This is a genomic window from Lactiplantibacillus paraplantarum (assembly GCF_003641145.1).
In the GTDB taxonomy this organism is placed as follows: domain Bacteria; phylum Bacillota; class Bacilli; order Lactobacillales; family Lactobacillaceae; genus Lactiplantibacillus; species Lactiplantibacillus paraplantarum.
Window position 1 is genome coordinate 171,058 of record NZ_CP032744.1, and the last position, 12,893, is coordinate 183,950.

Annotated in this window: 8 protein-coding genes; 3 read left to right on the forward strand and 5 right to left on the reverse strand. The window is 45.3% G+C overall.

Annotation, left to right across the window (positions count from 1 at the left end; genetic code table 11):
- The first annotated feature begins 20 nt into the window (after positions 1–20).
- Entirely contained in the window at positions 21–1,697 is a 1,677-nt protein-coding gene (locus LP667_RS00775) for a glycoside hydrolase family 13 protein (RefSeq protein ID WP_033609269.1), read from the forward strand.
- Between the two features lie 177 nt (positions 1,698–1,874).
- Here LP667_RS00775 and LP667_RS00780 read toward each other — a convergent pair whose 3' ends face one another.
- A complete protein-coding gene (locus LP667_RS00780; RefSeq protein ID WP_021730477.1) occupies positions 1,875–2,789 on the reverse strand; it encodes an NADP-dependent oxidoreductase in 915 nt (304 codons plus the stop codon).
- A 203-nt stretch (positions 2,790–2,992) separates the two neighbouring features.
- Positions 2,993–4,393 (reverse strand): Na+/H+ antiporter NhaC, encoded by a 1,401-nt coding sequence (gene nhaC, locus LP667_RS00785; RefSeq protein ID WP_033609270.1) that lies wholly within the window; start codon positions 4,391–4,393, stop codon positions 2,993–2,995.
- A 547-nt stretch (positions 4,394–4,940) separates the two neighbouring features.
- On the opposite strand from nhaC, the gene LP667_RS00790 reads away from it, so the two are divergent.
- Positions 4,941–6,614: a glycoside hydrolase family 13 protein gene (locus LP667_RS00790; RefSeq protein WP_021730479.1), complete on the forward strand. Its 1,674-nt coding sequence runs from the start codon at positions 4,941–4,943 to the stop codon at positions 6,612–6,614.
- A gap of 197 nt (positions 6,615–6,811) precedes the next feature.
- Here the strand turns inward: LP667_RS00790 and LP667_RS00795 are convergent, their stop codons facing one another.
- Complete coding sequence (locus LP667_RS00795) at positions 6,812–7,726, reverse strand: LysR family transcriptional regulator (protein WP_056988332.1); 915 nt, start codon at positions 7,724–7,726, stop codon at positions 6,812–6,814.
- Between the two features lie 969 nt (positions 7,727–8,695).
- Between LP667_RS00795 and LP667_RS00800 the strand changes: the two genes are divergently transcribed.
- Positions 8,696–11,719 (forward strand): SpaA isopeptide-forming pilin-related protein, encoded by a 3,024-nt coding sequence (locus LP667_RS00800; RefSeq protein WP_121018922.1) that lies wholly within the window; start codon positions 8,696–8,698, stop codon positions 11,717–11,719.
- Between the two features lie 68 nt (positions 11,720–11,787).
- On the opposite strand, the gene LP667_RS17215 is transcribed toward LP667_RS00800, so the two are convergent.
- Together LP667_RS17215 and LP667_RS00805 are read right to left on the reverse strand one after the other, a co-directional pair.
- Positions 11,788–11,919: a hypothetical protein gene (locus tag LP667_RS17215; protein WP_021730483.1), complete on the reverse strand. Its 132-nt coding sequence runs from the start codon at positions 11,917–11,919 to the stop codon at positions 11,788–11,790.
- Positions 11,920–12,011: 92 nt separating this feature from the next.
- A complete protein-coding gene (locus tag LP667_RS00805; RefSeq protein ID WP_021730484.1) occupies positions 12,012–12,854 on the reverse strand; it encodes a helix-turn-helix transcriptional regulator in 843 nt (280 codons plus the stop codon).
- Between the last annotated feature and the right edge of the window lie 39 nt (positions 12,855–12,893).

The following is a 12,893-nucleotide window of genomic DNA, read 5'->3' on the forward strand; positions in this document are numbered from 1 at the left end:
CTAAGGAGTTAATCGTAATGATGGCAGCAACAATCAAGTGGTGGCAACAAGCCGTTGTCTATCAGGTCTATCCGCGGAGTTTTCAAGATACCAATCATGATGGTATTGGTGACTTAAAGGGGATCACGGCTCACCTAGACTACTTAAAGCAATTAGGAATCGACGTCATTTGGCTCAATCCCATTTATCGCTCACCCAACGATGATAATGGTTATGATATTAGTGATTATCAACAAATTGCGGCCGACTTTGGCACTATGACTGATTTTGATGAACTATTGCAGGCCGCCCATGACCGGGGCTTAAAGATCATCATGGACTTGGTTGTTAACCATACCTCTGATGAGCATCCGTGGTTCCAACACAGTTGCCAGGACCGCACCAATCAGTATCGTGATTTCTACTTTTGGCGCTCAGGGAATGGCAAAAAAGCGCCCAATAATTGGGATGCGGCTTTTGGTGGCTCAGCATGGCAATATGATGAGCAGACCCAGCAGTATTACTTACACACGTTTTCAACAAAACAACCTGATTTAAACTGGGAGAATCCGACCTTACGAGAGGCAGTTTATACGATGATGACCTGGTGGCTGAACAAGGGGGTTGACGGTTTTCGAATGGACGTCATTAACCAGATTTCTAAGTTGCCGGGGTTACCAGATGGCCCGCTGAAACCGCACAGTCAGTTTGGCGATGCTCGGGTAACGAACGGACCGCGAGTACATGAATTCTTACAAGAAATGAATCAGCGCGTGTTGTCGCAATTCGATATTATGACGGTCGGTGAGACCCACGGGGTGACACCAGCGGATGCGCTGAAGTATGCGGGCGCTGATCGGCACGAATTAGATATGGTCTTTGAATTTCAACATCTGCGACTTGATAATAGTCAGCATGGTCTTGGTAAGTGGAGTACGCGTAAGACGCCGTTAGTGGCACTAAAGAAAGTCATTAGTGACTGGCAAGTCGGACTTGAAGGGCGGGCTTGGAACAGCCTGTTTTGGAACAATCATGATACGCCACGGGCGGTCTCACGTTTTGGTGATGACCGACCAGCATATCGGGTACGTTCGGCTAAAATGCTCGCAACGTGTTTGCACCTCTTGCAGGGAACTCCGTATATTTATCAAGGTGAGGAACTGGGGATGACTGACGCTCATTTTACTGAACTAGCCAGTTATCGAGATATTGAATCGCTCAATGCCTATCGTGATTTAGTGACTGAGCGCCAGCTGCTATCACCGGCAGACATGATGGCTCGATTAGCGGCGCGTTCTCGGGACAACTCGCGAACGCCGATGCAATGGGACACGGAGGTTAATGCGGGTTTTAGTGACGCAACACCATGGCTTACGGTCAATCCCAACTATCATCAAATCAATGCCGCCGCGGCTTTAGCTGATTCGGATTCAGTGTGGTATTATTACCGACACTTGATTCAATTGCGACATCAATATCTCTTAGTGACGTTAGGCTCGTTTAAGCTTTTGTGGGCCGATGATCCGCAAGTGTTCTTATATGAACGGCAATGGGAGGGTCAGACCTGGCTAGTTTGTTGCAATTTCACAGCCGATACCCTGTCCCGACCACTGGATCAATATCTGACGCCCACGGCAAAATGCTTGATCAGTAATTATGGCGAGCAGCAGCCAAACAAATTGCGGCCATATGAGGCTTGGGTCTACCAGCTCGCATAGGTGTCCGGGGCTTGGCTAATTGAGGCGGCCTTTGAAATGTATCCAATCGTTACGATTAGCTTTAATCCGCTGAAAGCAGCGTGAATTGGTTTACTCAAAATTTTGCGATGGCCTTAATAAGCGACCACCTGACTAAAAAAACTGCTTTCAAAAGAATAACTTTTGAAAGCAGTTTTTTTAGCGCGCAACGACCACTTGACCCACGTGGGGCTCATCTAGTCGTTGGTGACCTTGAATGAAGCCCGTGAGGTTAAACGGTAGTTGTTCATCGATCGTCGTGGTCAATTGACCAGTATCTAGCAACTTGAATAGTAATTGTAAGGCAGCTTGATCAGAAATCACCTCGGTCGGTTGGATCGCTTGGAAACGAATTGATTTGCTGGTAGCTGGCAAGTGATGGGCAAATGAAGCGATGGTTGCATCAAATTTGGCCATGGCTAAATCATCCTTACCGCCAACCCCATCGATGGCAACGTTAATCACGACATCGCCACGATCGGCTAACACGTGAACTGGATTTTGATGTTGGTAGTCGACGAATTGATCAACACCGAGCGTCGCAATCAGACTGGCATAACGTTCGCTAGCGACCGCTATGACGTGCGCGCCTAAACGTTTGGCTAATTGAATAATCAGCAGACCTACTGGACTACCGGCGCCCTTAACAATGACGGTCTGATCAGCTTGAACGTCCGCAAAGTAGCGGACTACCTTGTAGGCGATGATGCCAGGTGTGACTAGACTGACAGCTGTAACCGGATCGAGGTCAGTTGGAACAGTCACCGCAAGATCATTATCCAGACAAATCTGTTCCGCGTAGGTATGATTAGTGCGCGCCGCCACGATGGTTCCAACGTCAAAGTCGGTAACAGCGGTGCCGACTTTGACGATACGTCCAATGACATCGTGTCCCGGAATGTGTGGTAATGTGATGCTTTGGATAGTTCCTAGTCGTTCTAAACGGTCTTCCTCCGTTAAGTTAACAGCTAAGGTGTTGATCAATAACTGATTGGCTGCTGGTAATGGTTGTGATTGTGCAAGTTCTTCAAATACGGTGGGTCCCCCAAATTTTTGATAGCCGTATGCAAGCATTGTAATCCCCCTCCTAGCGCGTCTAAGTTCGTTAGTTGAGACGGTGTATGATGTGATTCATTAGAAAATAAATCATACAAGCATCAATTAATTAGTTGTTAGACTGATCTAAAAACATGCTTTTGCCTAATTGTAGCGAGCAGCGGAAGAAAATCACAAGTAGGAACCATTATATTTCGGGCTTGGTTCGGTTACCGATTAAATTAAACGGATTGTTTTGTAGATTGACGTTTTAGACCCCACCCAGTGAAGCCACTAATAATTGAAAATACTGGTGATAGTAAACTAAAGAAACAAAATGGTAGGTAAGCTAAGGTTGAAACCCCCAGCGTATTGGCGGCAAAAGCACCGGCAACGCCCCATGGAATCAAGTAGTTGATGACGGTCCCACCGTCTTCAAGGACACGGCTGAGAGCTAAGTTAGCCAGACCACGTTGGTTAAAGGTTGGCTTAAATGCCTTACCGGGCAAGATAACGGAAAGGTACTGCTCACCAACAAAGATGTTGACACCGATGCCGGCTAAAATGGCGGCCGTGATAGTGGCACCGGTCCCCTTTAGTCGCTTGGTTAAGGGGACCATCGCTGTTTGAATCAGGTTAAATTTCATGAGTAACCCACCTAAGGAGAGGGTTAATAAAATCAAGGATACCGTGCTCATCATGGCACTGATACCACCACGTGAGAGTAAGGCATCAACACTAGTATTGCCAGTTTTGGCAACGAAGCCGGTCTCGATCATTGTTGCAATTTTAGCCAACGCAATGTGCGGTTGTTCGACGAAAATCATGACGATGGCAAGTCCGATATTCATTAATAAGGTTGCAATGGCTGGAATCTTTAACAAGGCACAGGCAAACATGACAGCGAGTGGCAGTGCTGCCCACCAACTGATGGTGAAGTTATTGTTGAGAACTGTCAAAGTCGTCTGAATCTTATCTAAATGACTCTCTGTCGCAGCACCTGCACCTAAAACGGCGTATAGCGCTAGCGACACAATGAAGGCCGGGATCGTAGACCACATTAAGTTACGAATATGATCGAATAAATCAGCTTCGGCGATGGCAGCGGCAAGATTAGTTGAGTCTGATAGTGGGGAAGTCTTATCCCCAAAAATGGCACCTGAGATGATAGCGCCGGCAATCAAAGCTGGGTTGATGCCCATTGTAGTGCCAATCCCGAAGAGGGCAATTCCAATGGTTGAAATGATCGTAAAGGCACTCCCAATTGAAGTCCCAATAATCGCACAAACGAGAAAAACAGACGGCACGAACCACTGTGCGGAAATTAGGTGAAAACCAAAGACCATCATTGAGGGTATGATGCCGGCTGCAATCCAAACACTAATAAGGGCACCGATGAGTAGAAAAATAAAGATTGGGATGATGCCAGTCTTGATGCCATCAATAATGCCACCGTGAATATCGTCCCAATGAGCACCACGAATCCGTGCCCACAAAATGATGAGGGCAATCACTAAAATAACGGGAGTCTGTGGTGATAGGCCGAATTTGATCACACCAAGTCCCATAATTGCTAACATGAATAATAAAACGAGTAAGGCTTCTGGCAACTGAACTGAGCGCCATTTTTTTGAATTAGGCATAATAAATAACTCCTTTGAGGTCGCTAAACTATCATTAGGTAGGCCAATCACTGGCCGCTTTAATGGCAGTTGAACGCCGATAATAGTATTATGAATGCAAAAAATCGTCCCCGTTGCATAATAATGCAACAGGGACGATTGATTAGACCGTGGTACCACCCAGCTTGAGTCACAATATGACTCCACTCACTAGCAGTTAACGGCTCTAGTTGTTATCCGCCGGGCGTACCTGGACCTCTCCTACCGTATTTCATCGAGATTAACCTGATCGGTTCGCAGCACCCACCGACTTCCTGACGCACAGTTAATTCGCTACTTGAAAGTAAGATTATCGTTCGTTATTTGAATATAAGCGATAATAGCATGGTGTTTTTGATTCGTCAACTAAGATATGGCTAGAATCATGTGAGGCCAACAAATAAATGACCATTAGTGGGTACGCTCCAATGACCGACAATGGTAGAATAGGTAGTGTTGTAAGCGGTACCTTTACGGGCCAATCGTGACAAGTTTTTAAAACAAAAACTTTTTTAGGAGGATATCATATATGGCTAATCAATGGTGGCAGTCAGCAGTCGTTTATCAAGTTTATCCACGATCGTTTCAAGATTCAAATGGCGATGGAATTGGGGATTTACCTGGTATTACACAACGTCTAGATTATATCAAGCAGCTAGGTGCGGATGTCATCTGGCTTAATCCAATTTACCGTTCTCCCGGCGTCGACAACGGGTATGATATTAGTGATTACTATGATATTAATCCAGAGTTTGGAACGATGGCTGATTTTGACCAATTGCTGGCCACGGCCCATGCGAAAGGATTAAAAATTATGATGGACATTGTTGTCAACCATTCGTCTAATCAAAATAAGTGGTTTACGGCAAGTGCAAAGAGTAAGGATAATCCATATGCGGACTACTATATTTGGCGCGATCCCGTGGATGGTCATGCGCCCAATAATTGGGGCGGCTTTTTCGGTGGTTCAGTCTGGAAATACGTCGCTAGTCGTGATCAGTACTATCTACATTCGTTCGCAGTCGAACAGCCAGATCTGAATTGGGATAATCCACAATTGCGACAAGCAGTCTATGACATGATGAATTTCTGGGTTAATAAGGGTGTGGACGGTTTCCGGTTGGATGTCATTAACTTGATTTCCAAACCCGCTAGTTTTGCTGATGGGCAACCAGAAGCTGGTGAGCCGTACGCGGCAATTGGTGGAATTATTGCTAACGGTCCACACTTGCATGATTACTTACAGGAAATGAACCAACAAGTATTTGCAGGGCATCAATTGATGACGGTCGGTGAAACTCCTGGAGCTACGGTCGCCGACGCAAGGCAGTTAGCAAGCCTACAAGGGCAGGAGCTAAATATGGTGTTTGAATTCGAGCACATGGGTTTGGATGGTAATCCGGATCCAGCCTTGGGTAAATGGAATGACCAACCGGTTCGTCTAGTTGATTTAAAGCAGAGTCTATCTAAGTGGCAAACTGGCTTACAAGGCGCTGCTTGGAATAGCCTCTACTGGAATAATCATGACCAACCGCGAATCGTATCGCGGTTCGGTGATGAGCGACCAGTATACCGGGAACGCTCAGCGAAAATGTTGGCAACCCTGTTGCATTTTCTACAAGGAACGCCCTATATTTATGAAGGTGAAGAGCTCGGCATGACAAATGCCCACTTTAGCCAGTTAGCTGATTATCAGGATTTGGAATCGCTCAATGCCTACCACCACTTTGTTGATGACGAGCAGGTGGTGCAATCGGACCAGATGTTAGGGTACTTAGCCCATATGTCACGGGATAATGCACGTACCCCGATGCAGTGGGATGACAGCCAGAACGCTGGGTTTTCAACAGCAACACCGTGGCTAGCAGTTAATGCCAATTACCCTCGAATTAATACCCAGTTGGCGCAACGAACGCCCGGTTCAATTCTGAGTTATTATCAGCGACTGATCAAACTTCGTCATCAATTACCAATTATGACGACGGGAGATTATCGTTTGTTGCTGCCTGAGGACGCGTCAGTATATGCGTACATGCGGCATGCTGGAAGCCAGCATCTCTTGGTGATTTGTAATTTTACAGCGGCAACTCAGACACGACACTTTGCGGTGCTACCTGCAGATGCGCACCTATTGATCAGTAATTACGATGGGGATCATCGAGACGTATTACGGGCGTACGAGGCGAAAGTTTATCAGTTTTAAGTCGTCATTGGTTCGTAGCAGGGGTCGTGAATGCGATTTTTAACGGCAGTGATGTGATTACAAGTGCGAGTCGATCATGAGAATTCAAGAGTGGTTATTTAGTCAAAAATGTGCCCTAATAAGAACGCCCGACCTATTATTATGGATAGGCCGGGCGTTCTTATTAGGTACATGTATGGGTGTCATCAAGTTAGTGGTTAAGATTTTTGTTCGGCATTGTCAGCCGCAAACGTTTTTTCAATAATATCGATAACCTGTTTAACCAGGCCAATCGGAAATTGATGTGCGCGACGAATCAAATTGATGTGTACGCTAGGAACCTGAACGTCGTCGAAAGGAATCTCAACGAGATCATCGTCTTTATCGTCGCTGGGGGCCGTGATGTCGGAAATGAAGCCTAGCGCCAGGTTCTCCTTAACCAAGCCCTTGATCAAGGTGCTGCTATCAGATTCGAAGAGAACTTGGGGTTCGATCGAAAGCTGTTCAGCGAGTTGCCGGAAGACCAGTTTATTTAAGTAAGTTGCATTAAGCAGTACAAAAGGAGACTTTAGTGCTTCTGCAAAAGTCGGGTGTTCAGACTTTGCTAGGGGATGCTCAGGATTAGCGAGAATACGGAATTTAAAAGGCCGTAATGGCGTTACTGCTAGCCGTTCATCCAATGTTTGATCCAAGTTACCACTGATGGCTAAGTCCAGTTGGCCGGCTAAGACTTGTTTGACAAGCTGGTTAGCGCCCATCTCAACGGTGTGAACGCTATTGAGCAGGTCCTGTTCAATAATTGGTTTTGTCAGCGCTGGCAAGTAATGTTCACTGACAGATGGTTCGATACCAAACCGCAGCGTGTGTTGACGTAAGTGACTGATTGATTCGTTGACGTGTTGCCAGTTATTGATAATGTCGTTGGCTGCGAGCAATAGTTGCTGACCACTAGGCGTTAACACTAAGGCTTTGGTCTTTGCTTGGCGAAAGAACAGTGTCACTTGAAAATGACGTTCAAGTCGTTTAATTGCTTGGGAGATTGTGGGTTGGCTAACGTGAAAATCAGCAGCTGTTTGCGTATAGCTCTGGGTGCTGATTAAGCGTTGGAAGTAATACAAGTCTTTAATGTTCATGAAAAATGTAGCCTCCATAAAATATTAATGTTGGTTGCGCAATTAATAGTCGCAGGTAAGCAGGCTCCGACTGATTGATTAAAGCTGGTTATTATATGTCATGTTAATCATACCATTGTTATAACGAATAGTGTCAGGATAATTCGCGAAAATTAATTTGCAAAATAGTTAACGCACTTAAACTATAATGATTATTAATAAGGCTCATGGTGGTAATTGGTACATATGCAGTGTTGCCGGTAAATTAGGTTTCGAGGCATTATATAATTTTATCAGTTAAAGGGCTGCCACATTGCTTTAATTATTATTACGCGTCGGTCGTTCTGAATAACCGCCAGAAAAAAGTCATACTACTTAGTTGGCAATCAGTTGAGAATAAAGGTTAAAGGGCTAAAGCGATAAGTAAATATTATGCAGTTTGAGAAGCCTGTAAGTTAACGTAAACTATTATTAATAGGGGTATAAAAAATACTTATCAGTTAAGGTGCTGTTATATATCGACTGATAAATAAAAAATTGGTCTATGTGTCTTCGGTAGCGTTAATATACCCCGTTTTCTGCGATAATTAGTTGACAAGCAACTAAAGCAGTTAATGGGTTTAAATTATAAATGAAACGAATGTCATTATTTCGACTGATCACAATTAGTTAGATCTGTATTAATTAGCTAACGGCTATCTGGAACTCACCAGAGTTAACGAAAAACAACTTTTATATAAAATATTATAATACTAATTGCCATACGTGTCTTTTAAATGCCGATATGTCAGTAAATTAATTAAGTGTACATAAATAAAAGTTATATAGATGTAATCATTTTTTTGAGATAAATATTACTAGTGCGCAACTGCCACCAGTGGGCGATAATTTTTGTGAAAAAGGGTATTCAAATTTGAAAAATGTGGTTTATAATTAAGGTGTATAATCGGTTTAAAAGTTTCAACTTATATAAGGAAGGGGGGGAATATAATGCGATTAATCGATTTCAAGACTTGGATAATGGGGACGGCCGCCATGTTGACGTTGGTTGTGACAAACCAAACGGCGAATGCGGCGGATACGGCCACCGCAACCACTACTGAAACAACTCAAACTTCTGGTTCGAGTACCCTTGCCAATCACGTGGTGTTGCAACAAACTACGAGCAGTAGCAGTAGCAGTAGCAGTAGCAGTAGCAGTAGCAGTAGCAGTAGCAGTAGCAGTAGCAGTAGCAGTAGCAGTACGAAAAAAACAGCAACTGGTGCTGTTACGGAAACGGCGACTAGCAAAGCGGTCACAGCGTCTGAGTCATCAGCCCAATCATCGACCACAACGGACACTAGTCAAACGACTTCGGTTGCGGCAGTTACCCAAACAACGGACAGTACTGATACGACAGCGACGTCCCGGGCAACAGCTACTAACCAAGTAGCCCAACAAGCGGCTGGTGTGAAGGCAAGTAACGAACAAGCAGCGACACAGAATCAGCAACAAACGACCAATATGTACAGTGGTGTTGTGACCAGTCAAAAAGATTCGGCCTCAACGTCTACTATTACGAATCAGTCAACTGCGTCTGCGGCGATGCTATCCAAGTTGAGTCGGACTAGTCTTCGCAGTTTAGCACAACGAGCAACGGTCGCTATTAAGGGGCTTGATGCCACCGACGCAACGGTGACTGACGACAATGGTGTCACGTATAGTGCTACGGACGTATTGAGCTTGTATGCAAACTATATTGCGAAGTACCATTGGTCGATAGCCGATGGTGTTGAGGTGACTGCTGGCAGTACAGCAACAGTGACTTTGCCTGAGAATGTTGTCTTTACCAATGGTACTCAGCATATTGATGTCAAAAAATCAGATGGAACAGTTGTCGGAACTTTTACGGCTGAAACTGGTAGTCAAACCGGGACACTGACTTTTAATGATTATTTTGCAACTAGTGATGGCTACAATCGTCAAGGAAACTTAACGTTTTATGTCACTGGGACTAGCGCGACAACTGGAAGCAATACGGTTGGTATTAATAAGGTTGGTTGGGCAGATAGTAATAGTTTAGATGCCGATGGTAATCCTACCAAAATGATCTGGCAAGTTGTCGCAAACATTAACAGTGCGAAGTGGCAGCAAGTTGCGATTGTCGACCAGCTGGGGCTTTATCAAACGCACGAAGGTACCATGACGTTGGAAACTGGTCATTATACTGACGGCGCCTTTGTTAAAGACGCGGCATTGGGAACTTATGATTTTGCGACTCAGCAGTTTACTTACGCTGATGGGGTATCAACACCACAAGTAAGCGTGACGGTAGTGGGACAGCAAATGACAATTAATATTGACCAATTAGATACAGCGGTCAATATATTTTATGAAGTTGGCCTGATCGCGGGACACACGTACACCAATAATGCGGGTGTAACGTATGCACCTGTCACTGGAGATGCGACTGATCCCAATGAAGGCAGTTCGACAGGCGAACCAAAGAGCGAACAGTCGAACGCGGCCGTTAGATTTGGTGGTTCTGGAACTGCCAGTGATGACATTCAAAGTTATAGTTTGGTTATCACTAAAACTGATGGTGATGGCCAGTCAGTTGCTGGTGCCACTTATCAACTAGAGGATAGCACGGGTACGGTACTTCGGACTGATTTGGTGACCGATTCAGCTGGACAGCTACGTATCGGCAACTTGTCGGCGGGGACGTATATGTTAGTTGAGACGGCGGCTCCGAGTGGCTACCAGATCGACATGGGCAAACATGTCTTCACGGTATCTGCAGCACAAGCAACGGCCAACGTGGTCACAGGACGTGTGGTTGACCAACGGATTGCCAAGACAACACTTACTGTTAACAAGGTTTGGGCTGACGTGCCAGTCGGTGTGCAAACACCGACCGTCGAAGTGACGTTACAACGCAATGGTCAAGCCTATCAGACCTTGCAATTGACGTCAGCAAATGGCTATACGGGCACCTTCAGTGATTTAGATGTGACGGATGTTAATGGCAACACGTACACTTATACGGTGACCGAAACCGCTATTACCGGCTATATCAGTAGTCAAACAACTAGTGATGAGACGGTGACGCTAACGAATACGTATCAAACCGGAAAATTAACGGTGGTCAAGACGGATTCGAGTGGTGCTAATCGGTTAGCCGGAGCGGTTTTTGCGGTGAAAAATGCTGCTGGAACGCTGGTTGCACAATTGACGACGGATGCGACTGGTCAGGCACAGCTCACAGGTCTCGTACAAGGAACCTATACGGTCAGCGAAATTCAAGCGCCGGATGGTTACTTGATCAATACGCAAGCGCAAGTGGTCGTGTTGGATGAACAGAGCACGTATCAAGGTCAGTTAGTTTTTACTGACGAGGTCGAGCCGAGTGAACCGAGCGAACCAAGCGAGCCGAGCGAGCCGAGCGAACCGAGCGAACCAAGTGAACCAAGCGAGCCAAGTGAACCAAGTGAACCAAGTGAGCCAAGTGAACCGAGTGAACCAAGTGAGCCGAGTGAGCCAAGTGAACCAAGCGAGCCGAGTGAACCGAGCGAACCGAGTGAACCAAGCGAGCCGAGTGAACCAAGTGAACCGAGCGAACCAAGTGAGCCGAGTGAGCCAAGTGAACCAAGCGAGCCGAGTGAACCGAGCGAACCGAGTGAACCAAGCGAGCCGAGTGAACCAAGTGAACCGAGCGAACCAAACGAACCAAGTGAACCGGTGTTGCCGGGCCACACTGATAAGGAAACAAATTTAAATCAGATTGTTACAACGAAGATTGAGGCGGCTAAGTTAGCTAAGCAATCTAATTTAGTTGCCATGACTCAACTAACGAAAACGTTAGGACGGCCAACGCAACTAGTAGCAACTTCTAAATCAGTGGCTAAAGCAACTAATCGAAAGTCGGCGCAACAATTGCCACAGACTAGTGAACAATCGATGGATTGGCTTATGATTTTAGGCTGGCTATTGCTAGGACTAACAGTTGTTATTCGTCAACGACGTTTTAATTAAACAAAAAGGCTACTGAAACTGTATAGTTTCCAGTAGCCTTTATTTATACCATTGATAAACGGCGCACATTACCGACGATTTTGAGATGTTCGTTGGTCATGCTTGATTCTGACTGGTTGAGCAGCGGGCACTCGGTTGCCAACAACAACTCCAGCAACCGCAGCTAATCCAGCTGCTGCTAATAAACCTGCTAATAACATGGGCAAGACCTCCTCAATAGTTGTAAGCACTCGTCTTTGAATACTTGCAGTTTAGGCGACTTATTAACAAAATGCAATTATTTCACCGTAAATTAGTGAGAATTTGAATAACTTGAAATATTCTTAAGCAATTGCCGGTTATTGTTCATTCTGGCAAGGGCAGCGGCATCATTTAAATACTCGTGAATTTTAGCGGGATCTTCGGTTAGCTGGGCTTGTAAGAATTTAATGCGAGCCGCATAGTAAGTTACGTGGAAGCGAGCACAAATTTCAATCCCATAGTCAAGCAGTTGAAGACTGCGAGGCGTGTCACCAATATTGGCATAAAAAGCGCCAGTGTAATAAGCCAGATTGATTACACGCCAGACACTGGCAGTCGTTTCTAGTGGTAAGTTTGGCAGGGCGTGCCGAACTTTTTCAAAGTAATATTGGGCCTTATCGTTATCTTTATTCTGTTGATAGGCAATCCCAATGCCACAATAGGCCAATTGTGTATAGATTGTAATGTGGCTTTCATCTAAATCGGTAATGATTTGGTCAAAATTAAAAATGACATCGCTAATTGGATGGTGATTAAGTGCCGCAACGTAACCTTTTAGGTAGCAGTATTGTAATTTTGTTTCACGGTCGTGACGCGGCATATCCGCTACTTTTTCAAGCTGGACTTCAGCATCCTGATACTCTGTCGTAATCAGATCGAATTCAACTTGTTCCAAGACTTTTAAAACGGCGGCATCGGCCACACGTTCAGTTGGAAAGACATCTTCTAATTGCAGGTTTAGTCGCTGACAAAGCTGGGCAACGATTCGTATCGCGGGAGCCTTGCCGTTGTTTTCAAACTTGCTTAGTGTCGCCTGAGTACAAATGCCGTCTGCAAGGGCTTTTTGAGAAAGTCCGAGGGCTTTGCGACGGGCAATGAAAAGCTCAATATTCATGCCATCACGCTTCCTTTACATAGTTAAGTCATATTTGGA